Consider the following 25,913-nt stretch of genomic DNA (forward strand, 5'->3'; position numbering starts at 1 on the left):
GCGGCAGACGGTACACGTCCGACAACCCCCGCGCGGATCAGTCGACGTCGACTTCGGCCCACCCGTCGAACCGACCGATCTCGGTGACCCGCACGACGGCCTCGCCGACCTCGTCCGAGGCGTCCAGGTCGATCGTCGCCGAGAACCCGAAGTCCTTGTCGCCCTCGGGGTCGGAGAAGATCTGCCGTGCCTTCCAGACCCGCGGTGATGCCGTGGCACCGCTCTCGTCGAGCACCAGGTACTGCATCGAGCGCGCGTCGGCATCGGTGCCGATGCTGTCGTGCTCCTCGTAGTACTCCTCGAGCACGGTGTCCCACGCCGACCGGTCGAAGCCGACGGTCGCGTCGAGTTCCCCGAGCCCGTCGATGTCGTCGGCCGCGGCGAGCAGCACCCGCTGGAACAGGGCGTTGCGCACGAGCACCCGGAACGCCCTGGGATTGCCGGTGAGCCGTGCGGGCTGCGGCGGCGCGATCTCCTCGTGTTCCTCGGAGGCCAGCAGGACGTCGCCGTTGAGCAGCGCCTCCCACTCGTCGACGAGTGAGGAGTCGGTCTGCCGCACGACCTCGCCGAGCCACTCGATCAGGTCGTCGAGCTCCTGGGTCCGCTGTTCCTCGGCGATGGTCTGCCGCATGGTCCGGTACGCGTCGGACAGGTAGCGGAGCACGAGCCCCTCGGAGCGGGTGAGCTGGTAGAAGCGCACGAAGTCGCCGAAGGTCATCGCGCGTTCGTACATGTCGCGGACGACGGCCTTCGGGGACAGCTGGAAGTCGAGCACCCAGGGCTGTTCGGCGGCGTAGGCCTCGTAGGCGGCGGTCAGCAGCTCGTCGAGCGGCTTCGGCCAGGTGACCTCCTCGAGCAGCTCCATCCGCTCCTCGTACTCGATCCCCTCCTGCTTCATGCGGGCGACGGCCTCGCCGCGCTCCTTGAACTGCTGCTGCGACAGGATCGCCCGCGGGTCGTCGAGCGTGGCCTCGACGACCGAGACCATGTCCAGTGCATAAGTGGGAGAAGAAGGGTCGAGCAACTCGAACGCGGCGAGCGCGAACGGCGACAGCGGCTGGTTGAGCGCGAAGTTCGGTGCGATGTCGACGGTCAGGCGGTAGGCGCCGTCGACCTTCTCGATCACCCGTGCGTTGATGAGGGTCCGGGCGATGACGAGTGCCCGCCGGGCCATGGCGAGCTGCCGGGAGCGCGGTTCGTGGTTGTCGTAGACCAGCGACCGGACGTCGGCGAAGGCGTCCCCGCCACGGGCGACGACGGACAGCACCATCGCGTGCGTGATCCGCATGCGCGATGCCATCGGCTCGGGCTCGGCCGCGATCAGCCGTTCGAAGGACGCCTGCCCCCATGACACGAAGCCCTCGGGCGCCTTCTTCCGCTTGATCTTGTTCTTCTTCTTCGGGTCGTCGCCGGCCTTGGCGACGGCGCGGGCGTTCTCGATGTCGTGCTCGGGGGCCTCGGCGACGACGTCACCCTCGGTGTCGTACCCGGCGCGTCCGGCGCGGCCGGCGATCTGGTGGAACTCGCGTGCGGACAGCTGGCGCATCTTGGTGCCGTCGAACTTCGTCAGTCCGGTGAACAGCACGGAGCGGATCGGCACGTTGATCCCGACGCCCAGGGTGTCGGTGCCGCAGATGACGGGCAGCAGGCCACGCTGGGCGAGCTGCTCGACGAGTCGTCGGTACTTCGGCAGCATGCCGGCGTGGTGCACGCCGATGCCCGCCCGGATCAGGCGCGACAGGGTCTGTCCGAACCCGGCGCTGAAGCGGAAGCCGGCGATGGCGTCGGCGATCTGGTCGCGGCGTTCGCGCGAGGCGACCTTCGCCGACATCAGCGACTGCGCTCGCTCGAGTGCGGCAGCCTGGGCGAAGTGCACGATGTAGATCGGCGCCTTGCCCTCCTCGAGCAGCCGCTCCACCGTCTCCTGCACGGGCGTCATCACGTACTGGTACTCGAGCGGCACGGGTCGCGAGACACCGGTCACGCGGGCGGTGGGCCGGCCGGTCCGGCGGGACAGGTCGTCGGCGATGGTGGTGACGTCGCCGAGGGTCGCCGACATGAGCAGGAACTGCGCACGCTCGAGCACGAGCAGCGGTACCTGCCACGCCCAGCCGCGGTCGGGGTCGCCGTAGAAGTGGAACTCGTCCATCACGACGACGTCGACGTCGGCGTCCGGTCCCTGCCGCAGCGCCAGGTTCGCCAGGATCTCGGCGGTGCAGCAGACGATGGGTGCGTCGGCGTTGACGCTCGAGTCGCCGGTGACCATGCCGACGTTCTGCGCACCGAACAGCTCGACGAGCTGGAAGAACTTCTCGGACACCAGCGCCTTGATGGGTGCCGTGTAGTAGCTCCGCTTGCCCTCGGCGAGCGCGGCGAAGTGCGCGCCGGCCGCGACGAGCGACTTCCCGGTGCCGGTCGGCGTGCTCAGCACGACGTTCGCGCCGGAGACGAGCTCGATGACCGCTTCGTCCTGCGCCGGGTACAGGGGCCGGCCGCCCTCGGCGGCCCAGGCCGCGAAGGCCTCGTAGACCTCGTCGGGGTCGACGACGCCGTCCACCGCCGCCGGGATCGCGGCGACGAGCGGGGGCGGGGCGGTGACGTCGGTCATGCGCCCATCCTCCCAGGTGCGGCCATGACGGACTGGGCCCACGCCGCCGGTCCCGGGGCGACGCGCCAGCGGCGGACCGGCCGTGCCGGTGGGGAGAGGCGCGGTGCCAGCCCGCCACGGGCCTCCCGTCCGCCCCGTCGCCGACTCAGGCGCATTTCAATACGTGCGCATAGACTCGCGCCATGCGCGAACTCGGCTTCCTCTCCTTCGTCCCGAACCACGGCGGCACCGACGGCGCCGCCGGCGCCCTGGAGGACGGCCTGCGCCTGTTCGAGACCGCCGAGTCCCTCGGCTACAGCACAGGTTGGGTGCGTGGACGGCACTTCGAGCCGTACCTGACGAGCCCGATGACCTTCTTCGCGGCCGCCGCGCAGCGCACCAGCACCATCGCGTTCGGCACCGCCGTGCTCGGCATGCGCTACGAGGACCCGGTGCGCCTGGCCGAGGATGCCAGCACGGTCGACCTGCTCAGCGGCGGCCGTGTGCAGCTCGGCATCAGCACGGGCATCGCCGGGTACGGGCCGATCCTCGACCCGGTGTTCGGCACCGTCGACCGCAGCTTCCGCGACGAGGCCGAGGCCCGCGCAGCACGGCTGCTCGAGGTCCTGCAGGGCGAGCCCCTCGGCAGTGCCGGCAAGGGCTACGAGAGCATCCCCGCCGGGTCCGACCTGACCCTGCAGCCGCTCAGCCCGGGCCTGCGCGACCGCGTGTGGTGGGGTGGCGGCAGCATGGGCACGGCGGTGCGCACGGCCGAGAAGGGGCTGCTGCTGCACTGCTCGACCCTGAACACCGAGGACACGGGTGCGCCGTTCGCCGAGGCGCAGGCCGACCAGATCGCCGCCTACCGCGAGCGGTTCGCCGAGCTGCACCCGCACCGCGAGTCCAAGGTCGCCGTGGGCCGGATCGTGGTGCCGCTCCTCGACGACCACGACCGCGCCGTGCACCAGGAGTTCCTGACCGGGTACGCGTCCGGGATGGACGACGAGGGCCGACCGCTGTCGGGCACGCCGCCGTTCCGCTTCAGCAAGGTCGTGTCCGGCGAACCGGCGGCCATCGTCGACGCCCTGCTCGCCGACCCGGCTGTCACCGCCACCGATGAGCTCGTCATCACCCTGCCGGCGAACGGCGACCGTGCGGCACACGAGCGGATCCTGCGCATCGTGGCCGAGGAGGTCGCTCCGGCGCTGCGGGCCTGAGGGCCAGCGACGCGGGCAGACGCCTGGAGCCTGATCGCCTGCGGCCCTGCCGCCACCGAGAGTCGAGGGCATCCGGCGGGGCTCTGATCGAGTTGGTGAAGCCCGAGAGCCCGGCCGGATGACCATCTCGTCCCTGATCCGCACGAGATGGTGCCCCCATCGTTCCACCTACCGACCGGTTTGTCACACCGATCTGCGTCCCTGGAGCAAAGAAGTTGACCAAGTGTCACTCGTTTTTGCGGACCGGCACGAAGTCCGGCAACCGGTTCACCGGTGCGCACCGAGTCCGGGACGATCCGCGGAACGAGGTTCCGGCACGGAGCACCGATGCGGCTCCGACCCGGAACGACGAATGCGCCCCCGCGCGGACGCGGGGACGCATTCTGGGACGCACCGGGGAAGCCAGGGCGACAACGGCCGGATCAGGAGGCCGAATCGCTCACCCAGCGACCCCGTAGTCGGTGCGTGCGCGGACGGTAACCAGCCGACTCGCGCACGACGATGTTACTGAACAGAGTCGGGAGCTGCGCGGAAACCGGACGACTTCGTCACTCCAGTTCGAGGGACGCGGTTCCGGCGTCGTCGACGACGGAGGCACCGACGTGCAGCGTGAACGTCCCCGACTCGTACTGCCACGAACCGTCCCAGTGGGCGAAGGCGCGTGCCGGGACCTCGATCGAGACCTCCGTCGACTCCCCCGCACCGAGCCGGACCGGGGCAAACCCGACCAGCCAGCGAACCGGGCGGTCGACCGCCGACTCCGCACGGGACGCGTAGACCTGCACGACGTGCTTGCCGGCGCGGTCGCCCGTGTTCGCGACGGTCGCCGTGACGATGACGGCGTCGCCCTCGCGCACGGTCGGCGTCGCGGAGACCCCGTCGATCGACCACGTGGTGTAGCCGAGGCCGTGCCCGAACGGGTAGGCCGGCTCGGTGCCGGCCCGCAGCCAGGCCCGGTACCCGACGTGGACGCCCTCGTCGTAGGAGACCTTGCCGTCCACCGGGGTGACGTCGAGCACGGGGACATCGGCCATCGCGACCGGCCACGTGGTGGGCAGGCGTCCACCGGGCTCCTGCCGCCCCGTCAGCACGTCGGCCAGGGCGTTGCCGTACTCCTGCCCGCCGAACCAGGTCAGCAGCACCGCGGCGACGTCGTTCCGCCACGGCATCTCGACCGGCGAACCGGCGTTCACGACGACGACCGTGTTCGGGTTCACGGCGGCGACCGCGCGCACCAGGTCGTCCTGGTGACCGGGCAGCGCCAGCGAGGAGCGGTCGTAGCCCTCGGACTCGACCTTGGAGTTCGTCCCGACCACGACGACGGCGACGTCCGCACCACGAGCGGCCTCGACCGCTGCGTCGATCAGCACGGCGGGGTCGTCGTCGGACGGCTCGGTACCGAACTGGTACGCCAGCACCCCGCCGAGCGTCTCGTCCTGGATGACGTCGTACTCGATCCGGATCGCGACCTGCTGGCCGGTGGTCACCGACACGGGCACCGACCGCGCCGGCGGGTTCAGGAACGCGGCGCCGAGCTGGTCGCCCTCGTACGGCACGTCCTCGTCGAGCAGCAGCTCGCCGTCGATCCACATGCGTGACCGTCCGGCCGCGCCGATGCCGAACCGCACGGTCCCCGTCGACTCGGCGGTGTAGGTGGTGGTGATGTCGAGCCGGTCGGCTTCGCGCGTCGGCGCGTCACCGCCGAACCAGAACAGTGCCGTCGCGCGGCGGTCCTCGACGAACAGCTCCTCGCCGTCCTTGACGAAGGCGACCCGCGCTCCGGGCTCACCGGTGCCGGGGTTCGTGATGGTGGACAGCGGGAACTCCGCGATGCCCTCCTGCACGACGGCGCCGATCGCGTAGTCCACGCTCGCGCCGGGGAACGCCGAACGGATGCCGTCCAGCGGCGACACGACCTGCGACGGCACGACCGTGGCCGAGCCACCGCCCTGCGTGCGGGCCTGGTCGGCGTTGTGGCCGATCACCGCGATGCGCGACACGGCGGGGGCGTCGAGCGGCAGGACACCGGTGTTGCGGACCAGGACGGTGCCCTCGGCCTCGGCCTCGCGGACGAACGCGATGCCGTCCTCGACGTGCACGGGCGACGCGGCGACGGGTTCGAAGCCCTCGAGCGCGCCGACGCGGGCGGCCAGGGTCAGGATCCGGCGGACCTTGCGGTCGATCGCCGCCATCGACACCTCGCCGGACTGCACGGCGGCGAGCAGCGGCCCCTCGCTCCACCACGGGTTCGGTCCGGGCATCGCGACGTCCTGCGACGCCTTCGCGGAGTCCACCGAACGCACTCCGGTCCAGTCGGACACGACGATGCCGTCGAAGCCCCACTCCGAGTTGAGCGGGGTCTCGAGCAGGTCGTTCTCCGACGCCGTCACGCCGTTGATCGCGTTGTACGACGACATGACCGCCCAGGCGTGCGCCTCGGTCACGGCCTTCTCGAACGCCAGCAGGTACAGCTCACGCAGCGCGCGGTCGGACACCTCGGTCGACGCGGTGAAGCGGTCGGTCTCGTAGTCGTTCGCGATGTAGTGCTTCGGGGTGGCGGCGACACCGTTCTCCTGCACACCGTCGACGTACGACGCGGCCAGGTCACCCGTGAGCACGGGGTCCTCGCTGAACGCCTCGAAGTGCCGGCCACCCAGCGGGGACCGGTGCAGGTTGATGGTCGGGCCGAGCACGACGTCGACGCCCTTGCGACGGGCCTCGACGGCAGCGGCGGCGCCGTAGCGCTTCGCGATCGCGCGGTCCCACGAGGCGCTCAGCGCGGTCGCCGACGGCAGGTTCAGGGACGGGTCACGCTCGTCCCACACCTCGCCGCGCACGCCGGACGGCCCGTCCGACATCAGGATCCGGCGCAGCCCGATCTTCTCGACGGGCCAGGTGGTCCAGAAGTCACGTCCGGTGAGCAGCTGCACCTTCTCGTCGGTGGTCAACTGGCCGAGGAGCGCATCGATGCGCTCGGTCAGCGGCGTCGACGGACTGGAGGCGGTGCTCGCGTCGTTCACGGTGGTCACGGTGGTCGGTCCTCTCGTTCAGGGCCGCGGGGCGCCGCCTGGACGGCCGGGGCCTCGTCGCCCACACCCACCATCCACCGGGTTCGCCGCCCGCGCTGGCAGCTCCTGCACCGTACCACCCAAAACCGACCGCTGGTTGGTTTTTTGGGTCTCCCGTGGGCGGTACAGTCTGGCCATGGCACGACGGGGTTCGTACGCAAAGGGCATCGCGAAGCGCGAGGAGATCCTCACGGTCGCGCTGGACCTCGTGGCGTCGCAGGGCTTCCGGCGGACGAGCATCAAGGACATCGCCGACGCCGTGGGCCTGACCCAGGCCGGCCTGCTGCACTACTTCGACTCGAAGGACGAACTCTGGGTGGAGATCCTCCGCCGCCGCGACGAGCTCGACCTGGCACACGACTGGCAGGCCGCGGACCCGGCGGCCCTGCTCGCGGCGATCGTGCGGCACAACGCCGAGGTCCCGGGGCTGGTGCAGATGTTCGTCAACCTGTCCGCCGCGGCCGCCACCGACGCCGAGCACCCGGCGCACGAGTACTTCCGCGAGCGCTACGAACGCAGCCGCCGCGTGCTGTCTGCCGACTTCCGCACCATGCAGCAGGACGGACGGCTGCGGACCGACATCGACCCCGACGAGCTCACGAGCGTGTTGCTCGCGGTGTCCGACGGCATGCAGATCCAGTGGCTCTTCGACCCCACCCGCGACATGGCCGAGCACGTCGAGCTCGTCGCCCGTCTGGCGATCGCCCAGGTCGCCCCCACCGCCTGACAGCCCCCGCCCCGGCAGTGGGGTACGGACAGGGCCTGGTCGTGTCAGGGCAGGCGGGGCAGGATGGTCGGTGCCCGCCAGGGTGTGTTCCGACGACGATGTGGAGTGACGCGATGACGCGTGTAGTGGTGACCGGTGGCAGCGGCAAGCTCGGACGAGCGGTGGTGCGCGACCTCGATGCGCACGGGTACGACGTGGTCCTGCTCGACCGTGTCCCCTCGCCCGACAAGCCCGAGCGTGTCCCGTTCGTGCGGATCGACCTGACCGACCACGGCCAGGTCCTGAACGCCCTGCTCGGCATCGACGACCGGTACGACCACGTCGACGCCGTCGTGCACCTCGCGGCGGTGCCGGCCCCGGGACAGGTGCCCGACGTGGCCCTGATCACCAACAACGTGACCTCGTCCATCAACGTCTTCCACGCCGCCCGTGCCGCCAAGATCAAGAACGTCGTGTGGGCGTCGAGCGAGACCCTGCTCGGCATCCCGATGGGCGAACACCTGCCGCCCTACCTGCCGGTCGACGAGGAGTTCGCCGTCCGCCCGCAGTCGTCGTACTCGCTCGGCAAGGCGGTGGAAGAGGAGATGGCCCGCCACTTCACGCGCTGGGACCCGGAGCTGAAGATGATCGGGCTGCGCTTCTCGAACGTGATGGACGAGACCGACTACCCGGCGTTCCCGTGGGACGCCACCCCCGAGGCGAAGACGTTCAACCTGTGGTCGTACATCGACTCGCGCGACGGGGCCCAGGCCGTCCGCCGTGCGCTCGAGGCGGACCTCACCGGGTTCGAGGCGTTCGTCATCGCGAGCCCCGACACGGTGATGGACACCCCGACGATCGAACTCGTCGAGCGTTTCGTGCCGGACATCGAGCGCCGTGCGGACATCGACGGCGTCAGCTCGCTGCTGTCGTCGGAGAAGGCCCGCGAACTCCTCGGCTACACGCCCGAGCACAGCTGGCGCGACCACCGCGCCTGATCGTCAGGCGGCGGGGACGAGCAGCCCGTCGAGCACCAGGTCACGCGCCGCCGGCAGCAGGTCGGCGGCCAGGGCCTGCTCGTCCACGCCGGTGATCTGCGCGAGTGCGCCGATGATCGCCGCGACGGACAGGTCACCGTCGCACGCGCCCACGAACGCCGCGAGTGCGGTGTCCGCGTCCACCCGGCGCCCGAGCCCGCCGCCCTGCACCAGCGTCATCACGGTGGGGTCGTCGTTGCCCGGCCAGTAGTACCGCTCCTCGGTGACGTCACCGGCCACCGCCAGGTGGGCGGCAGCGAGCGCGGCGTCGTCGTGGGCGGCGAGCCAGGCGGCCGCGTCGAGGACGCGGGCGACCGTCGCCCCCAGACCCGCGGGGTTGGAGCCGAGCGCCTCGGGGACGCGCTCGAACCGGCGGAGGCCGGACGGGCCTCCCGGCAGGGGTCGACGCACCACGACGTAACCGAAGCCGACGCCGGTGACGCGGCGATCCGCGAAGTCGTCGAGCCACGCGCCCATCAGGGTGTCGAACCCGTCCGTGCCGGGCTTGGTGCCGCCGTCGCGGATCCAGGTCTCGGCGTAGGACGTCGGGTCCTGCCGCTCGCGCTCGATCACCCACACGTCGAGGCCGGTGTCGGCGAACCAGGCGCGCACGCGGTCCAGGCCGTCGACGCCCCAGTGGTACTCCCAGTTGCCGAGGAGCTGTGCGGTGCCACCGGGCTCCAGGTGGTCCCCGAGGCCCCGGAGCACCGTCTCGACCAGGGCGTCACCGACCATGCCGCCGTCGCGGTACTCGTAGGACGGGACGCCTTCGCGACGAGGCGTGATGACGAAGGGCGGGTTCGAGACGATCCGGTCGAAGCGCTCCCCCGCGACCGGCTCGAACAGTGAACCGAACCGGAAGTCGATGCCGTCGATGCCGTTCAACTGCGCGTTGAAGCGGGCGATGTCGAGGGCACGGCGCGAGATGTCGGTGGCGACCACGTGGTCGGCGAACCGCCGCGCGTGCATGGCCTGGATCCCGCAGCCGGTGCCGAGGTCGAGCACCCGCTCGACCGGCACGGGCACCTGCAGGCCGCTCAGCGTCGTGGTGGCGCCGCCGATGCCGAGGACGTGTTCCTCGCTGATCTCGTGTCCGAGGGCGAGCTCGCCCAGGTCGGAGACGATCCACCAGCTGCCGGCGCCGAGGTCGTCGACGAAGGCGTAGGGGCGCAGGTCGACGGTGGGGTGGACGAGCGGGGCGCCGCCGACGCCTTCGCCGTCGCCTTCGCCTTCGCTGCGCAGCAGACCCGATGCGATGACGGCGTCGAGCCCGGCGGTCGGGAACGCGGCGGCTGCCTCAGCCCGCGCCACCGGCAGCCCGAGCACGAACAGCGTCGCCAGGGTGCTGAGCGGCGTGGTCTCGCGGGCGGCGAGCGCACGGAGCGCAGCGACCCGCGAACCGCGGTGCAGCGATGCGGCAGCCTCGGCGCCCCACAGGGAGTCGAGCCGGTCGACGGTGAAGCCGGCGGCCGTCAGGTCCGCGGCGAGCGCCGTGGCGACGGCGGGGTCTGCGACGATCGACGGCAGCGTGTGCACGGTCGGGCTCGGGGCGGCGTCGGGCTCGCCGCTCACGAGGCGAGCCCCTCGCGGAGCAGGGCCGATGGGACCTGCCAGTCGAGCACCAGGTCGAGGAGCCCGGGGAACCGCTGCTGCACGTCCTCCACCCGGACACGGCTGACGCGGGTCAGGCCCTCCAGGTGCTGCTCGAGCAACCCGGCCTCGCGCAGGACCCGGAAGTGGTGGGTCAGCGTGGACTTCGGCCGGTCGATGCCGACCCACCCACAGCTGCGCTCGCCGCCGGCCGCGTCGACCAGGTAGCGGTGCAGGATCGCGAGCCGGATCGGGTCGCTCAGGGCGTCCATGACGACGGGGAGGTCTATCTCGGCCACGGACGGCTGCGGCAACCGTTCGGGAGCATCGACGTGCGCGGGCATGGACGGGACGCTACCACCGTTCGGCTCGCTGTACGACTTGCGTCGTACTGTTCGAGTGCGGTACGAATGCAGTCGTACTGCACGGAGATGGAAAGGGGTGCGCATGCACCAGTCAGCTCGTTCGGTCGCCGGGTTCTGGATCCTGGCGGCGATGCTCCTGGTCTCGGTCGCCTCGTCGGCCGTCCCGTCGCCGATCTACCCGGTCTACGCCGCCGAGTGGCACCTCACGCCGCTCATGCTCACCGGGGTCTTCGCCATCTACGTCGCCGGCCTGCTGGCGAGCCTGCTCATCGCGGGGCGCTTGTCCGACCACGTCGGCCGGAAGCCCGTGCTCGTCGTCGGCGGGCTGGGCGTCGCACTGTCGCTCGGCCTGTTCGCGGCGGCGGACGGGGTCGTCGCGCTCATCGTGGACCGGATCGTGCAGGGCGTCTCGGTCGGACTGCTCATCGGTGCACTCGGCGCGGCCCTCATCGACAACTCCCTCGAACGCCACCCGACCATGGCGGGTGTGTTGAACGGTGTCATCCCGCCGATCGCCCTGGCCACCGGCGCGCTGTCGAGCGGCGCCCTGGTGCAGTGGGGTCCGGCGCCGGAGCAGCTCGTCTACCTGCTGTTCGGCGCGCTCCTCGTGCTGCTCGTCCTCGCGCTGTCCGTCGTCCCCGAGCAGGTGGAGCGTCGCCCAGGAGCACTCCGCTCCCTGCGCCCGACGATCAGCGTGCCGCGGTCATCGCGTCGGTTGTTCCGCGGCGTCGCCGGCTCGCTCGTGGCCAGTTGGGCGCTGGGCGGCATGTTCCTGTCGCTCGTCCCCTCGGCACTCGGCGCGGTGTTCGGCATCACCAACCACTTCGCCGCCGGTGCGCTCATCGCGGTGGTCACCGGTGTCGGTGCCCTGACCGGCCTGGCGATCCAGCGGATGGACACCCGACGTGCGGTCCTGCTCGGGCTCGTGGCGCTCGTGCTCGGCCCGATCATCACCGTGTCGTTCGTGTTCGCGCACTCCCTGCCGGGCATGGTCGTCGGCAGCGCCGTCGCCGGTGTCGGCTTCGGCGCCGGGTTCCAGGCACCGCTGCGGATGCTGCTCGCCACCGCTGCACCGACCCACCGCGCCGGATTGCTCTCCACGATCTACGTCGTCAGCTACCTGGCGTTCGGGGTGCCCTCGGTCATCGGAGGCCTGCTCGAGCCGTCGGTCGGCCTCGTCCCGGTCATCGCTGGTTACGGCGGCTTCATCGTGCTCGCCGCGGTCGTCGCTCTCGTGCTGCAGCTGTCGTCGAAGGACGCCGCCGAGGTCGAGGAGCGCGCTGCCGAGGTCATCGAGCGCACCGCCACCGGTTCGGTGCGGGTCGCGGCCGAGTAGGCGCGCCCCGCACGGTGCGGCGCTGCCCATTCGGTGCGAGGTTGATCGCTCGGTGCGAGCCTGCAGCGCCGCACGGAGGCGTCAACCTCGCACGCGGTGAACAGCACCGCACGGTGCCGACCGCGACGGCCCGACTAGTGGCCCGGGTGTGCCGAGTTCGCCCCGCGAGCGCGCGCACGGACCCCGACGGTCCGCGCCGCTCCGGTGTGCGCAGCATCGACGTCGGCCTTGCCCCGGTCGGCCGCATCGCGCAGACGCTTCGGCCCGTGCCGCTTGGCCCAGTCCCAGAAGCGGTGCAGCTGCGCCTTGAGCCACGTGATGATCTTGTGGAAGAAGTGGAACTCGCTCGCCAGCACGGTGAGACCGATGAACACCACGAGCCACCCCGGGCCCGGCAGCGGCACCAGGATCAGCCCGATGATGACGACCAGCCCGCCGACCAGACCGACCAGCACCTTGTAGAACAGGTGCACGTGCGGCCGCTCGTGGATCCAGGCGCGCAGGCGGTGGAACCACTGGAAGCGCTGTCGGGCCGCACCATCGGCCCGGGCGTCGCCGGGTCGGTCGTTCGGGTCGCCGTCCATGCCGAAAACGTAGGGCGCGCGGCTGGGAATCAGCGGCGCACGCGGTGGACGCGGGGTGCGCAGGCCGGGAGGCGCGGGGCGGGGTTGCGCCGCGCCTCCAGTCCGTCACGCGGCAGCGTCCGCCCACCCCTCAGGCGTGCGCGACGCACGTCGCCGCCCACGGGACGGCGGCCAGCCGGGCCTCCGGGATCGGCTCGCCGCCGACCGTGCAGCGGCCGTAGGTGCCCTCGTCGATCCGTGCGAGCGCGGCGTCCACCTGGCGGATCCGCAGCTGCGCACCGTCGCGGACCGCACCGAGCGAGCCACGTTCCCACGCCAGGGTCGCACCCTCGGGGTCGTGCTCGTCGTCGGAGTTGGCATCCTGCCGGGCGTCACTGACGTCACGCATGCTCCGCTCGACCTCGGTCAGCAGCCGTTCGTTGCGGGCGCGTTCGGCTTCGAGTGCGGGGCGGGGGTCCTCCATCCCGGACACGGTAGTCGCGGCGGAATGACCCCGCCCCCGGATGCGTTCGCATGGACATGACGAAGATCGGGTTCCTGTCGTTCGGACACTGGCGTGACGTGCCGGGGTCGAAGGTGCGCAGCGGGCGAGAGGCCCTGGTGCAGGCGATCGACCTCGCCGTCGCAGCGGAGGAAGCAGGCGTCGATGGCGCCTACTTCCGCGTCCACCACTTCGCGCCGCAGCAGGCCGCACCGTTCCCGCTGCTCGCCGCCATCGCCGCGAAGACGAGCCGGATCGAGATCGGGACCGGCGTCATCGACATGCGCTACGAGAACCCGCTCTACATGGCGGAAGAGGCCGCGGCCACCGACCTGATCTCCGGCGGGCGACTGCAGCTCGGCGTCTCGCGGGGATCACCCGAGACCGCCGTCGCCGGCTACCAGCAGTTCGGCTACGTGCCCGACGCCTCCGATGAGAACGGTGGCGACATGGCCCGAGCGCACACGAGCGTGTTCCGCCGTGCGATCGCCGGCGAGCCGATGGCCAACGCCAACCCGCAGATGACCGGATCGGTCGGGTCCCTGCCGATCTCCCCGTTGTCCGACTCGCTCGGCGACCGCATCTGGTGGGGTGCCGGCACCCGCGCCACCGCGGAGTGGACGGCCGAGCAGGGCATGAACCTGATGTCCTCGACCCTGCTGACCGAGGACACCGGTGTGCCGTTCGACCAGCTGCAGGCCGAGCAGATCGAGCGCTTCCGCCGGGTGTGGGCGGAGTCGGGCTGGGAGCGGACCCCACGGGTGTCGGTCTCGCGCAGCATCATCCCGATCATCGACGACGAGTCGCGCCACTACTTCGGCATCCGTGCACAGGTCGAGGGGCAGGACCAGGTCGGGCACCTCGACGGCGGGCTCGCCCGGTTCGGCCGCTCCTACATCGGTGAGCCCGAACAGCTCGTCGCGGAGCTCGCGGCCGACCAGGCCGTGCGCGCTGCCGACACCGTGCTCGTCACCGTGCCGAACCAGCTCGGTGTGGAGTTCAACGCGCGGCTGCTCGCGGCCGTGAAGGACGTCTTCACCGAGGTCGACGCGGAGCCGGTCCCCGCCTGACCCCGTATCGGGATCCGGTTCAGCCGTTCGGGATCGGCCTCAGCCGTTCGGCCACAGCAGCCGGAACCGCTCGCACACGACGGGCATGTCCGGCGCGAACCCGCGCGGGTGCTCGGAGTGTGCACGCCAGAACGCCTCGTGCACGGCCCGCCAGTGCTCGAGCGTGCGGTCGCCTTCACCCTCGGCCCAGGCGTGGTCAGCATCGACCTGATCGAACGGGACCACCTGGACCAGCGTCGTCTCGATGACCGCGCGGGGCGCATCGGAGCCGTCGGTCACGATGCTCAACTCGTCCACTGCGGGCAGCGGGTCACCGGTCGCCTCGTAGTCCCAGAGCGACGACGCCGTGCCGACCTTGACCCCGTCGAGCACGAGCTGCAGGAGCGCGTCCGCCTGCTCCGGGGTCGCACCGAACGACCAGGCTTCCGGCACGTCCACCGGAAGGTCCGGTCGCTCGAGGCGTCGTGCGGTCCAGAAGTCGTCGAGGGTCGAGGGCACGCCCCGACCGTAGTGCACCGGGAGACGGCACTTCGTGAGCAGGAGATGTCGAGTGCGATGCCGCGACCCGACCATTGCTGCTCACGAAGCACGCCCGTCTCCCCCCATCGTGCTGCTCACGAAGCGCGCCCGTCGCGCCCATCTGGCAGCGCCTGCCGCCGCGCTCTCGGGTGCGCCGTCTGGTACACGTCCCGCAGCATGTCGGCCGTGACCATCGTGTAGATCTGCGTCGTGGCGACGCTCGCGTGCCCGAGCAGCTCCTGCACCACGCGGACGTCAGCACCGCCCTCGAGCAGGTGCGTCGCGAACGAGTGCCGGAAGGTGTGCGGTGACACGTGCGCCTCCAGGTCGGCGGCGGCAGCAGCGGCCTGGATCACGAGCCAGGCGCTCTGTCGCGACAACCGCGCACCACGGGCGCCGAGGAACAGCGCCGGCGTCGACGCTCCCCGTGCCGCGAACACCGGCCGTGCCCGCACCAGGTACGCGTCGATCGCGGCCCGCGCGAAGCTGCCGAGCGGGACGATCCGCTGCTTGTTGCCCTTGCCGGTGACCTTCACGACGGCGAGCCCGTCCGCACCGGGGCCCGGGCCCGGGCCCGGAGCGTCGGCAGCGGCGTCCGACAGCGTGGTGACGTCGTCGACCGACAGCCCCACCGCCTCGGAGATCCGCGCACCGGTGGCGTAGAGCAGCTCGAGCAGGGCCTTGTCCCGCAGCTGGACGGGGTCGTTCGCGTCGACGGAGACCGCCCCGAGCAGCCGTTCCATGTCCTCGACGGGGATCGCCTTCGGCAGCCGCATGGGAGCCTTCGGCGGTCGGACGGCGGTGCCGGGGTCGAGCGGCAGCCAGCCCTCTCCCGCGGCGAAGGCGGTGAACGAACGGACCGAACTGAGCATGCGCGCGATCGACCGCGGCGCCAACGGTCCCGATGGTCGCGTGGCGAGGTGCTCGACGAACCCCGAGACGTCCGCCCGCGCCAGGCGAGCGACGTCCTGCAGCACCGAGGAGCCTCCGGCCCGGTCAGCGCCGTCCGACTCGACGACCGGTGCGACGCCGAGCCACTCGGCGAACACGGCGAGGTCCCGCCGGTACGCCGACAGCGTGTGCTGCGAGAGTCCCCGCTCGATCGCGACGTGCCGCAGGTACGTCTCCACGGCACGATCGAGGGGCATCACCTCAGCAGGCTAACCGGCGAACGGCCACCTGCCCGTCAGTGCAGCGCTTCGTCCGGCGCGCCCACCCGGAAGCCGGTGAACGTCACGGTCAAGCCAGCCCGCGTCGGCCCGGCGCACAGCAGCCCCGCGGACACGACGGCCTCCGGGTCCAGGTACGCGACCCGGACGAGCCGGGGCTCGTCGCCCTCGGCCCACGCCCGGATCGTCACGGCGTCACCGTCGCGGCTCGCGCGGACGGTCACCACCCGGCCCACCCACTCCGGCACGGGCGACACGGACCAGTCGGAGAACCCACGCGTGACCACGGCGCCGAGCTGAGGAGCACCGTCCGAGAACTCGACACCGGCCTTGATCCACGTCCGCTCGTCGACGCGCAGGAACACCCCGGCCTGGTCGAACTGCTCGGTGTAGTCGAGCACGAACGACGCCTCGACCGAGAACGGGCCGTCGGTCGGTTGCAGCAGCGCGTGCTCCGAGTCGTGCACGAACCCGTACGAGGTGGTCCGCCAGGCATCGCTGCCCTCGACGGCGGTGACACGGAACACGTCGCCGTCGAGCACGGAGGCCTGCGGCTCGTGCGTCCAGGCACCGGCGCCGACCAGGTCACGCAGACCGTCGACCGCTGCCCCGCTCACTTGCTGCGCTGTTCGATGGCCTCGACCGCGAGCGTCGCGACGACGAGGGCCGAGTTGTTGAGCCGACCGCCCAGGATCCCGTCGAGCAGCTCCGCCCGTGGCACCCAGCGCGTCACGATGTCGGCCTCTTCCGCCTCGCGCTCGAACGCGGACCCGGTCGACCGCACGCCGCGCGCCCGGTAGACCTGGATGAACTCGTCGCTGCCGCCGGACGACGTGTTGTAGCGGATCAGCGGCTCCCACGTGTCGGCTTCGAGGTCGGCCTCTTCGCCCAGCTCGCGCTTCGCGGCGGTCAGGTGGTCCTCGCCCGCCATGTCGAGCAGGCCGGCGGGCAGCTCCCAGTCACGCATCCGCACCGGGTGCCGGTACTGCTGGATGACCAGGACGCGGCCCTCGTCGTCCTCGGCGTACACCGCGACCGCGCCGGTGTGGTCGATGTACTCGCGGACCATCGCGTCACCGTTGTACGCGACGGTGTCGCGACGCACGTCCCAGACGGCGCCCTCGTAGACGACGGTGGATTCGGTGACCTCGAAGGAGGCGGACTCGTCGGCGATCGGTGCGTCTGTCACGGCTCCATCCAAGCACGCGCGCGCCGGACGCCCCGTCGGAACCAGGTTCCGGACACAGCACCGCGTCATTCCGTGGTTCCGTGTCCGGAATCAGGTGCCGTGGACGCGCCCCCAGACGGACGGGAGGCGCGGTGCCAGCTGGCACCGCGCCTCCAGTCAGAGACCACTCGCGTTACGCGACCTGCTCCTCGGTCTGCGGGTCGAACAGGCTGGACGCCTCGTGGCGCTCGATCGCGGCCGCGACGAGCCCCGCGAACAGCGGGTGCGCATCGGTCGGACGCGAGCGGAGCTCCGGGTGCGCCTGCGTGGCGATGTAGAACGGGTGCACGTCGCGCGGCAGCTCGACGTACTCCACCAGCGTGCCGTCCGGCGACGTGCCCGAGAACACCAGGCCGGCATCCGCGATCTGCTCGCGGTACTTGTTGTTCACCTCGTAGCGGTGACGGTGCCGCTCGGAGGCCTCGGGCGCACCGTACAGCTCCGCCGCCAGCGACCCTTCGGTGAACGACGCCGGGTACAGGCCCAGGCGCATCGTGCCGCCCAGGTCGCCACCGGCGATGATGTCGACCTGCTCCGCCATCGTCGCGATGACCGGCGTCGAGGTCTCCGGGTCGAACTCGGTGCTCGACGCGTCGGTCAGACCGACCTCGTGGCGGGCGTACTCGATGACCATGCACTGCAGGCCGAGGCACAGGCCGAGCGTCGGGATGCCCTGCTCACGCGCGAACTTCAGCGCGCCGAGCTTGCCCTCGATGCCGCGCACGCCGAACCCACCCGGGATGCAGATGCCGTCGACGTCGCCGAGCTGCTTCGCCGCGCCCTCGGGGGTGGTGCAGTCGTCGGACACGACCCACTTCAGCGTGACCTTCGCGTCGTGCGCGAAACCACCCGCACGGAGCGCCTCGGTGACGGACAGGTAGGCGTCCGGCAGGTCGATGTACTTGCCGACCAGCGCGATCGTGACGTCCTTCTTCGGCTCGTGCACGGCCTTCAGCACAGGCGTCCAGGCGGTCCAGTCGACCGGACCGGCGTCGAGCTTGAGCGCCTCGACGATGACCTGGTCGAGACCCTGGTTGTTCAGCAGCGTCGGCAGGTCGTAGATCGAGGGGACGTCCACGGCGTTCACCACGGCGTCCTCGTCGACGTCGCACATCAGCGCGATCTTGCGCTTGTTCGACTCCGACACCGGACGGTCGCTCCGCAGCACGAGCGCGTCGGGCTGGATGCCGATCGAGCGGAGCGCGGCGACGGAGTGCTGGGTCGGCTTGGTCTTCTGCTCACCCGAGGCGTTCATGAACGGCACCAGCGACACGTGCACGAAGAACACGTTGCTGCGGCCGAGCTCGTGCCGCACCTGACGGGCGGACTCGATGAACGGCTGCGACTCGATGTCGCCGACGGTGCCACCGACCTCGGTGATGATGACGTCGGGCTGCGGGTCGTTCTGCGCCTGCTCGCGCATCCGGCGCTTGATCTCGTCGGTGATGTGCGGGATGACCTGCACCGTGTCGCCGAGGTACTCGCCGCGACGCTCCTTGGCGATCACCGTCGAGTACACCTGACCGGTCGTGACGTTCGCGGCCTGCGACAGGTTGATGTCGAGGAAGCGCTCGTAGTGCCCGATGTCGAGGTCCGTCTCCGCACCGTCGTCGGTCACGAAGACCTCGCCGTGCTGGAACGGGTTCATGGTGCCCGGGTCCACGTTGAGGTACGGGTCGAGCTTCTGCATGACGACCTTGAGGCCGCGAGCAGTGAGCAGGTTGCCGAGGCTGGCCGCCGTCAGGCCCTTGCCGAGAGACGAGACGACCCCGCCGGTCACGAAGATCTGCTTCGTCACCTTCGGGGTCGAGTTCGAAGAATTGGTACCGCCGCTGAGAGTGTCCGCCACGGGATTCCATCGTACGTCAGAACTGCCGGGAGGCGCGACCCCGGTTCGCCGTGGGCGTTGCGCGGGTGGGTGGCCGGGTCGTCGAGCCGTGGCCGGGTCACCGTGCCGTGGCCGAGTCACCGGGATCAGGCAGGTCTGGCCGTCAGGCCCGCTGGCCGGCCACGTCGAGCAGCTCGCGAGCGTGCTCGATGCCGCTGGCGCTGTCGCCGAGCCCGGAGAGCAGCCGAGCCATCTCCTGCAGCCGGTCCTCGCCTTCGAGCCGTCGCACACTCGACGAGGTCACGGCACCGCTGGCGTCCTTCACGACGTTGAGGTGGTTGTTCGCGAACGCGGCGACCTGGGCCAGGTGCGTGACGACGATGACCTGCGTGCGCTCGGCGAGCTTCGCCAGCCGCCGGCCGATCTCGATGGCCGCCGCCCCACCGACACCCGCGTCGACCTCGTCGAAGACGAAGGTCGGCACGGTGGTGCTGCCGGCCATGACGACCTCGATCGCGAGCATGACGCGCGACAGTTCACCACCGGACGCCCCCTTGCCGATCGGCCGGGGGTCGGTGCCGGAGTGCGGCTGGAGCAGGATCGTCACCTGGTCACGGCCGTGGCGGCGGTACTCCCCCGCGTCGGTGACCTCGACCACCAGGGTCGCGCCACCCATCGCGAGGGTCTTCAGCTCGGCCGTCACACGCTTCGCCAGGTCGGCCGCCGCCTTGGTACGCGCCGTGGTGAGCGCTGCGGCGGCGGACTCGAGCGCCTGCTCATCCTGCTCGACCGACTGCTGCAACGCCGCGATCCGGTCGTCGTCGCCGTCGAGTTCGAGCAGCCGGTCACTCGCGCGCTGACCGTAGGCGATGACGTCGTCCACCGTCTCGCCGTACTTGCGGGTGAGGCCGGCCAGCAACGCCCGGCGTTCGTTGATGAGTTCGAGGTCGTGCCCGGCTTCGGGTTCCAGGGAACCGAGGTAGCTCGAGATGCTCGCCGACGCCTCGGCCGCCTGGATGCCCAGCTCCGTGAGCTGCTCGAGCACCGGCTGCAGGGCACTGTCCGACGACACCACACGCTCGACGGCACGGCGCGCGGACTCGACCAGGCCGACGACGTCCGAGACGCCGTCGAGGGACTCGCTGGACAGTGCCTCGTGCGCCAGGGCAGCCGACAGCCGGAGCTCCTCGAGGTTCCCCAGGCGCTCGGCGCGCTCGGCCAGCTCGACGTCTTCCCCGGGCTGCGGGTCGGCGGCTTCGATCTCGTCGGAGGCCGCACGGATCCGCTCGGCCTCGGCCACCCGGTCGTCCCGGTCACGGACCAGGACCTCGAGTTCACCGGCGTGCTGCTGCCAGGCGTCGTACGCGGCCACGTACCGGGCAAGGGCCTTCTCGAGCGAGGATCCCCCGAACCCGTCCAGCGCTGCCCGCTGCGCGGTGGCCGAGGTCAGGCGGATCTGGTCGGACTGCCCGTGCACGGTGACGAGCTGGTCGGCGAGTTCACCGAGGACCGCGACGGGGGCACTGCGACCGCCGACCGTGGCACGGCTGCGCCCCTCGGCGGAGACCGTGCGGGTGAGGATGAGCTCGCCGTCCTCGACGGTGCCGCCGGCGTCCTCGACACGTTCGGCGACCGCGTCCTGCTCGGGGACGTGCCAGCGGCCTTCGACGACCGCGCTCGACGCGCCACGGCGAACCGAACCGGCGTCGGCCCGCGCACCGAGCAGCAGCCCGAGTGCGGTGACGATCATCGTCTTGCCCGCACCGGTCTCCCCGGTGACCACGGTGAAGCCCGGCCCGAGTTCGAGCGTGGTCTCACCGATGACACCGAGGTCGCGGATCGCGATCTCCTCGATCATCGGTCGTCCTCCGTGCTCATCGGTCGTCCTCGTCGCTCTGGGGGCCGCGCCACCCGGCGACGGGCAGCTGGAACTTCGCGACCAGCCGGTCGGTGAACGGGGCGTCCTTGAGCCGGGCGACGCGCACCGGGTCGGGCGAACGCCGGACCTCGACGCGGGCACCCGGGGGCAGGTCGTGGGTGCGGCGTCCGTCGCACCAGAGCACGCCGACGCCGCTCGTTCGCCGCAGGACCTCGATCGCGAGCGTGCAGTCCGGCCCGACGACGATCGGACGGGCGAACAGGGCGTGGGCGCTCAGCGGCACCATGAGCAGTGCGTCCACATCGGGCCACACGATGGGGCCACCACCCGAGAACGAGTACGCCGTGGAGCCCGTCGGGGTCGACACGACCACACCGTCACAACCGAAGGACGACAGCGGGCGGCCGTCGACCTCGGTCACGACTTCGAGCATCCGCTCACGGGACGCCTTCTCGATCGTGGCTTCGTTCAGCGCCCAGCTCGAGTAGACGATCTGGTTGCCCAGGACGACGTCGACCTGCAGGGTGACGCGTTCCTCGACGTTGTACTCGCCGGACAGCGCACGCTCGACCGTCTCGGCAAGACCGTCGCGCTCGCTCTCTGCCAGGAACCCGACGTGCCCCAGGTTCACCCCGATCAGCGGAGCACCGGTGTTCCGGACGAGTTCCGCGGCGCGGAGGATCGTGCCGTCGCCGCCGAGCACGATGACGATCTCGAGCTGGTTCGGCTGGACGTCGACGCCCAGGATGTCGACCTTGCCCACCGACGCTTCGGCGCGGCGGATGTCCGCGTACTCGTCGAAGGGCATGACGGGCGTGAGACCGGCGGCGTGCAGGAGGTCGCAGACCTCGACCGCGGCGTCGATCGAGTCGCGGCGACCCGTGTGGGACACGAGCAGGATGTGCCGTTCGTCGCTCATGAAGACCCTTCCGTGAGTTCGGTCGCCCGGACTCTCCATTCTGTCGGATTGCCCCCGACACCGCGCTGGAAGCGGGCCAGGTACTCGTGGTTGCCGTGTGTCCCGACGATCGGGGACGCGGCGAGCCCACTGGTGCCGAGGCCCAGGTCCCACGCCGCCCACAGCACGTTCATGAGCGCGTCGTTCCGCAGCCCCGCGTCGTGCACGATGCCCTCGCGCACACCGCCACGACCCACTTCGAACTGGGGCTTCACCAGCAGCACGAACTCGTCCGCCGGGACGGCCTCGGCCAGCGCCGGCAGCACGAGTCTGAGCGAGATGAAGGACAGGTCCCCCACCACGAGGCTCGTGTCTGTGGCTGCGTCGTCGAGCGCCAGGTAGTCGGCGCGCGTGAGGTTCCGGGCGTTCGTCCCCTCGACCACGGCGACGCGTTCGTCGAGCGCGATGGTGGGGTGGAGCTGTCCGTGGCCCACGTCGAGCGCGATGACACGGCGCGCACCACGTGCGAGCAGCACCTGGGTGAACCCGCCGGTGCTCGCGCCGACGTCGAGCACGACACGATCGGCAGGGTCGACGTCGAAGGCGTCGAGCGCACCGACGAGCTTCCGGGCTGCACGCGACACCCATTCGTCCGCGGCGTCGACCTCGATCTCGGCGTCTGGCGCGACCGGCGTCGACGGCTTGAGCACGGCACGCCCGCCGACGAGCACGCGGCCGTCCTGGATCAGCTTGCTGGCCACGGTGCGCGACCGAGCGAGTCCGCGTGCAGGGAGCAGCGCGTCGAGGCGGACCGGGGTCGCGTCGGGGACGGCTCCGTCCGGCTCAGGCACTCGCGGAGCCGCCGCTCTCGAGCCGCGTCCGCAGCTCGTCGTGCAGCGCGGAGAAGGCGTCGGCGCGATCGACGAGCGGGAGCGTCTCTGCCTCGGCGGTCCGCGCGGCGAAGGCGTCCTGCTGCTCGGGTTCGGCGGACGGCTGCTCGGGGTTCGGCACGTCCGACACGCTACTCGCCGCCGTACAGCTGCGGGTCGACGTCGAGGCCGTAGATGGCCAACTCGGACTCCCAGATGATCGTGGAGCCGGCGCGCAGTCGATCGATGTCCGTCCCGGCGTCGAGCACCCGGACCACGTGCCCGCGCATCGCCACCGTCGAGGTTCCGACGGTCACGTACCGGGTGCCGTCCTCGTCCTCGCGCCGCACCGTCTCCGGGTACGGCTGGGACAAGCCCCGGAGGTCTTCCAGCACGTAGGTGGGACGCGAGCGCTGATCGGCCGCGAGCACCTGCTTGGCCCGGTCGATGCCGGTGAGCACGAGCACGCTCGGGATCCCGACGTCGTTCGCGCCCTTGATGTCGGTGTCCAGCCGGTCACCGATGAACAGGGTCCGACCGCCGCCGAAGCGTTCCACCGCGGTGTCGAAGATCGGCCGCTCGGGCTTGCCGGCGACCACGGGCATGCGACCGACGGCCTGGTGCACGGCGGACACGAGCGTCCCGTTGCCGGGGGCGATGCCGCGCTCGACGGGGATCGACCAGTCCATGTTCGTCGCCACCCACGGCACGTCCGGGTCGGCCAGGGCGAACGACGCCTCGGCCAGTTCCTTCCAGCCGAGATCCGGCGAGAAGCCCTGGATCACCGCTGCCGGAGAGTCCTCGGCGCTCGACGTCACCGTGAACCCGGCTGCCTCGACGATGCTGGACAGGCCGAGCCCGCCGGTCACCAGGACGGTCGACCCGGCCGGCACCAGGGTCGCGAGCAGCTGGACGCCGGCCTGCGACGAGGTGACGACGTCGCCCTCGGACACCTCGAGCCCGTAGCGCTCGAGGTGTTCAGCGACGTCGATCGGGCGGCGCGATGCGTTGTTCGTGATGTAGCCGACCCGCGCCGTGAGCGATGCCCGGGTCAGTGCTTCGACCGCGTGCGGGATCGCGTTGCGGCCCCGGTAGACGACGCCGTCGAGGTCGGTGAGGACCACGTCGACGCCGTCCGTCAGCGCCGCCGGGTGCTCAGCCGGCTGCGGAGCCGTCGACGTCGCGGGGGTTGTCGTCGTCGAGGTCGTCGAAGGCTGGTTCGTCGTCGAGGTCGTCGTCGACATCGTCGGCGGAGTCGTCGTCGCCGTCGAGTGCGTCGGTCGCGACGTCGTCGGTTCCGAGGTCTTCGGCGTCGTCGTCTCCGGCGTCTCCGGCGTCTCCGTGTACTTCGACTTCGATCGTTTCCTCGACCACATCAACTGTCTCCCAAGCGTTGTCGTCCGCGATTTCGGCGAGGGCCGCTGCCGCGCGGTCCACTCGGGCCCACCACTCGTCGGCCTCGTCCTGTCGACCGAGCTCCTCGAGCGTGGCCGCGTAAGCACTGTAGAGCGCCGGGGACCACGTGTAGGCGGTGGACGGGTCGAGCTGTGGAATCTCCAGCTCGCCGAGCGCAGCTGTGGGATTCCCGAGGTCGAGACGGGCGCCGGACATGGCGATCGCGAGTTCGACCTGCACCGGTGTCTCGAGGGCCGACCGTTCGACCGAGCGGCCGAGTTCGAGCGCGCGCTCCGGACGTCCGAGGCCGCGCTCGCAGTCCACCATCATCGGCAGCTGGTCGTTGCGACCCGAGATCCGGCGGTAGGTGCGGAGCTCACGCAGGGCCGTGGCGAAGTCGCCGAGACGGTAGGCGGTGATGGCAGCGGTCTCACGGACGACACCGACCCGACCAGCACGACGAGCCGCGCTCAGCGCGTGCTGGTTCGCCGTCTCCGGGTCGTCGTCGACGAACAGCGCAGCAGCCACCAGGTGACGAGCCACCCAGTCCGCGTTGTCCTTGCTGAGGGTCTTCAGCTCCATGCGGGCGGCCGGGTCGAGGTCACGCGCATCGATCTCTTCGGGGATCTCCGGGTCCTCGTGACGCGGACGGATGGACTTCGTGCCGTACGGATCGCGGTCTTCCCAGTCGTCGCGGGCCGCTTCGCCGAAGCGTGCACCGGCGTGCCGGGAGCCGTCGCCGAACCGACGACGCTCCTCGCCACCATCGCGGCTCGGACGGTCCGAGGACCCGCCACGGAACGGACGGTCGGAGGAGCCGCCACGGTCGCCGTCGCGACGCAGGCGGTCCGAGGAGCCACCACGGTACGGACGGTCACCATCACGAGCCGGACGGTCCGAGGATCCCCCGCGGTACGGACGATCGCCATCACGACGCGGACGGTCCGAACCGCCCTGGAAGGGTCGGTCTCCGTCACGGCGCGGCCTGTCCGAGGACCCGCCACGGTTCGGACGATCGCCATCACGAGCGGGCCGGTCCGAGCCACCGCGGTACGGACGATCGCCATCACGAGCGGGACGATCGGACGAGCCACCGCGGTACGGGCGGTCACCATCACGAGCGGGACGATCCGAGCCACCGCGGTACGGGCGATCGCCATCACGAGCGGGACGATCCGAGCCACCGCGGTACGGGCGGTCACCGTCCCGACGCGGACGGTCAGAGCTCCCACCACGGTACGGACGGTCAGCATCACGAGCCGGACGATCCGAAGACCCACCACGGTACGGACGGTCACCGTCACGACCCGGGCGATCGGCACCACGCGGACCATCCCCGCGCGGCGGACGGCCGGCGGCGCCACGATCACCCTGCCACGAGGGTCGGTCATTGCGGTCGCTTGACCGGAACGGACGATCGCCGTCACGACGCGGAGCGCTGTCCCGGCGGGGAGCACCATCGCGGAACGGACGGTCCCCACCTTGCGGACGATCGCGACGGTCACCCTCGCGACGCTCGAACTCACGAGGGCCAGAGGACCACCGGCCGTTGCTCTGGTCGTCACGACGCGGAGCACCATCACGACGGGGGAAACGATCGCCGTCCCGCCGGGGTCGATCTCCGCGGTCGCCGTCGTTCCGCCGCTGATCGTCGTCGTTCGCCACCGTTGCTCCTCATCGCGTGCCCGGTGCAGTGCCTCGGGCGTTCATCCGCTGTGTCGTTGTGTTGGGTGCCGCGTCGGTCGCCCGACGGTGGTTCCAGTCCATCACGAACCGGAGCCGGCGTCGAGTGAACGGCGGCAGAAACAGAAATGGCCACCGGCCCCAACCGAGAACGAGGGTTTCCCCTGCGAATTCTCGATGGAGGGCCGATGGCCACATCTTTCTTACGTTAAGTCCGGCGGCGTCCTACTCTCCCACAAGGTCCCCCTTGCAGTACCATCGGCGCTGAGAGGCTTAGCTTCCGGGTTCGGAATGTGACCGGGCGTTTCCCTCTCGCTATGACCACCGGAACACTCTCGACCAGATCATACATTGGTCTCAAAGCTGTCCCAGCTACCACCCTCGGTGAAGAGGGCAGAGCGGTG

Annotated in this window: 23 protein-coding genes and 1 rRNA gene; 5 read left to right on the forward strand and 19 right to left on the reverse strand. The window is 70.9% G+C overall.

Going from position 1 to position 25,913, the window contains the following annotated elements:
* Positions 1-37: 37 nt before the first annotated feature.
* On the reverse strand, positions 38-2,608 hold the full coding sequence (locus tag BIU95_RS07920; protein WP_071251318.1) for an RNA helicase: 2,571 nt from the start codon (positions 2,606-2,608) through the stop codon (positions 38-40).
* A gap of 182 nt (positions 2,609-2,790) precedes the next feature.
* Here BIU95_RS07920 and BIU95_RS07925 point away from each other — a divergent pair, with 182 nt between their 5' ends.
* Positions 2,791-3,804: an LLM class flavin-dependent oxidoreductase gene (locus BIU95_RS07925; protein WP_071251321.1), complete on the forward strand. Its 1,014-nt coding sequence runs from the start codon at positions 2,791-2,793 to the stop codon at positions 3,802-3,804.
* 548 nt (positions 3,805-4,352) lie between these two features.
* On the opposite strand, the gene BIU95_RS07930 is transcribed toward BIU95_RS07925, so the two are convergent.
* A complete protein-coding gene (locus tag BIU95_RS07930) occupies positions 4,353-6,833 on the reverse strand; it encodes a glycoside hydrolase family 3 C-terminal domain-containing protein (RefSeq protein ID WP_071251323.1) in 2,481 nt (826 codons plus the stop codon).
* A 175-nt stretch (positions 6,834-7,008) separates the two neighbouring features.
* Here BIU95_RS07930 and BIU95_RS07935 point away from each other — a divergent pair, with 175 nt between their 5' ends.
* Complete coding sequence (locus BIU95_RS07935; RefSeq protein WP_052481929.1) at positions 7,009-7,599, forward strand: TetR/AcrR family transcriptional regulator; 591 nt, start codon at positions 7,009-7,011, stop codon at positions 7,597-7,599.
* A 113-nt stretch (positions 7,600-7,712) separates the two neighbouring features.
* Positions 7,713-8,576, forward strand: a complete 864-nt coding sequence (locus BIU95_RS07940; protein WP_031259567.1) for an NAD(P)-dependent oxidoreductase — start codon at positions 7,713-7,715, stop codon at positions 8,574-8,576.
* 3 nt (positions 8,577-8,579) lie between these two features.
* Here the strand turns inward: BIU95_RS07940 and BIU95_RS07945 are convergent, their stop codons facing one another.
* On the reverse strand, positions 8,580-10,187 hold the full coding sequence (locus BIU95_RS07945; protein WP_254783314.1) for a methyltransferase: 1,608 nt from the start codon (positions 10,185-10,187) through the stop codon (positions 8,580-8,582).
* Positions 10,184-10,549, reverse strand: coding sequence for a helix-turn-helix transcriptional regulator (locus BIU95_RS07950; protein ID WP_071251325.1), 366 nt, complete (start codon positions 10,547-10,549; stop codon positions 10,184-10,186). The genes BIU95_RS07945 and BIU95_RS07950 overlap by 4 nt, the downstream gene beginning before the upstream one ends.
* A 103-nt stretch (positions 10,550-10,652) precedes the next feature.
* Here BIU95_RS07950 and BIU95_RS07955 point away from each other — a divergent pair, with 103 nt between their 5' ends.
* Complete coding sequence (locus tag BIU95_RS07955) at positions 10,653-11,906, forward strand: MFS transporter (protein ID WP_042540827.1); 1,254 nt, start codon at positions 10,653-10,655, stop codon at positions 11,904-11,906.
* 134 nt (positions 11,907-12,040) lie between these two features.
* Here BIU95_RS07955 and BIU95_RS07960 read toward each other — a convergent pair whose 3' ends face one another.
* Together BIU95_RS07960 and BIU95_RS07965 are read right to left on the reverse strand one after the other, a co-directional pair.
* Positions 12,041-12,490 carry a TIGR02611 family protein gene (locus tag BIU95_RS07960; RefSeq protein ID WP_017886915.1) on the reverse strand — a complete coding sequence of 150 codons (450 nt, stop codon included), beginning with the start codon at positions 12,488-12,490 and terminating at the stop codon, positions 12,041-12,043.
* A gap of 130 nt (positions 12,491-12,620) precedes the next feature.
* Positions 12,621-12,953 (reverse strand): TraR/DksA C4-type zinc finger protein, encoded by a 333-nt coding sequence (locus tag BIU95_RS07965; protein ID WP_056069831.1) that lies wholly within the window; start codon positions 12,951-12,953, stop codon positions 12,621-12,623.
* 50 nt (positions 12,954-13,003) lie between these two features.
* Between BIU95_RS07965 and BIU95_RS07970 the strand changes: the two genes are divergently transcribed.
* The gene (locus BIU95_RS07970) at positions 13,004-14,041 is read left to right on the forward strand and encodes an LLM class flavin-dependent oxidoreductase (RefSeq protein WP_071251327.1); all 1,038 of its coding nucleotides are present in this window, start codon (positions 13,004-13,006) and stop codon (positions 14,039-14,041) included.
* A gap of 39 nt (positions 14,042-14,080) precedes the next feature.
* On the opposite strand, the gene BIU95_RS07975 is transcribed toward BIU95_RS07970, so the two are convergent.
* From BIU95_RS07975 to rrf, 13 genes are all read right to left on the reverse strand, one after another.
* Complete coding sequence (locus BIU95_RS07975; RefSeq protein ID WP_254783316.1) at positions 14,081-14,539, reverse strand: ASCH domain-containing protein; 459 nt, start codon at positions 14,537-14,539, stop codon at positions 14,081-14,083.
* Positions 14,540-14,655: 116 nt separating this feature from the next.
* Positions 14,656-15,708 carry a site-specific tyrosine recombinase XerD gene (locus tag BIU95_RS07980; RefSeq protein WP_071251334.1) on the reverse strand — a complete coding sequence of 351 codons (1,053 nt, stop codon included), beginning with the start codon at positions 15,706-15,708 and terminating at the stop codon, positions 14,656-14,658.
* A gap of 38 nt (positions 15,709-15,746) precedes the next feature.
* Entirely contained in the window at positions 15,747-16,346 is a 600-nt protein-coding gene (locus tag BIU95_RS07985) for a DUF1349 domain-containing protein (protein ID WP_017886920.1), read from the reverse strand.
* Complete coding sequence (locus BIU95_RS07990; RefSeq protein WP_017886921.1) at positions 16,343-16,918, reverse strand: NUDIX hydrolase; 576 nt, start codon at positions 16,916-16,918, stop codon at positions 16,343-16,345. Before BIU95_RS07990 ends, BIU95_RS07985 begins: the two co-directional genes overlap by 4 nt.
* Before the next feature lie 172 nt (positions 16,919-17,090).
* Positions 17,091-18,806 (reverse strand): CTP synthase, encoded by a 1,716-nt coding sequence (locus BIU95_RS07995; RefSeq protein WP_031259575.1) that lies wholly within the window; start codon positions 18,804-18,806, stop codon positions 17,091-17,093.
* A 142-nt stretch (positions 18,807-18,948) separates the two neighbouring features.
* Positions 18,949-20,643, reverse strand: a complete 1,695-nt coding sequence (gene recN, locus BIU95_RS08000; protein ID WP_071251335.1) for a DNA repair protein RecN — start codon at positions 20,641-20,643, stop codon at positions 18,949-18,951.
* 16 nt (positions 20,644-20,659) lie between these two features.
* Positions 20,660-21,583, reverse strand: coding sequence for an NAD kinase (locus BIU95_RS08005; RefSeq protein WP_071251340.1), 924 nt, complete (start codon positions 21,581-21,583; stop codon positions 20,660-20,662).
* Positions 21,580-22,413, reverse strand: a complete 834-nt coding sequence (locus tag BIU95_RS08010; RefSeq protein WP_071251342.1) for a TlyA family RNA methyltransferase — start codon at positions 22,411-22,413, stop codon at positions 21,580-21,582. The genes BIU95_RS08005 and BIU95_RS08010 overlap by 4 nt, the downstream gene beginning before the upstream one ends.
* Positions 22,406-22,573, reverse strand: coding sequence for a hypothetical protein (locus BIU95_RS18605; protein ID WP_156155395.1), 168 nt, complete (start codon positions 22,571-22,573; stop codon positions 22,406-22,408). Before BIU95_RS18605 ends, BIU95_RS08010 begins: the two co-directional genes overlap by 8 nt.
* A gap of 10 nt (positions 22,574-22,583) precedes the next feature.
* Entirely contained in the window at positions 22,584-23,675 is a 1,092-nt protein-coding gene (locus BIU95_RS08015; RefSeq protein WP_254783318.1) for an HAD-IIA family hydrolase, read from the reverse strand.
* A complete protein-coding gene (locus BIU95_RS08020; RefSeq protein WP_071251344.1) occupies positions 23,587-24,408 on the reverse strand; it encodes a hypothetical protein in 822 nt (273 codons plus the stop codon). The genes BIU95_RS08015 and BIU95_RS08020 overlap by 89 nt, the downstream gene beginning before the upstream one ends.
* The gene (locus tag BIU95_RS08025; protein ID WP_139179702.1) at positions 24,399-25,331 is read right to left on the reverse strand and encodes a hypothetical protein; all 933 of its coding nucleotides are present in this window, start codon (positions 25,329-25,331) and stop codon (positions 24,399-24,401) included. Before BIU95_RS08025 ends, BIU95_RS08020 begins: the two co-directional genes overlap by 10 nt.
* Before the next feature lie 390 nt (positions 25,332-25,721).
* A 5S ribosomal RNA gene (rrf, locus tag BIU95_RS08030) occupies positions 25,722-25,838 on the reverse strand.
* Between the last annotated feature and the right edge of the window lie 75 nt (positions 25,839-25,913).

It is taken from the genome of Curtobacterium sp. MCBA15_007, from assembly GCF_001864905.1.
Classification (GTDB): Bacteria; Actinomycetota; Actinomycetes; order Actinomycetales; family Microbacteriaceae; genus Curtobacterium; species Curtobacterium poinsettiae.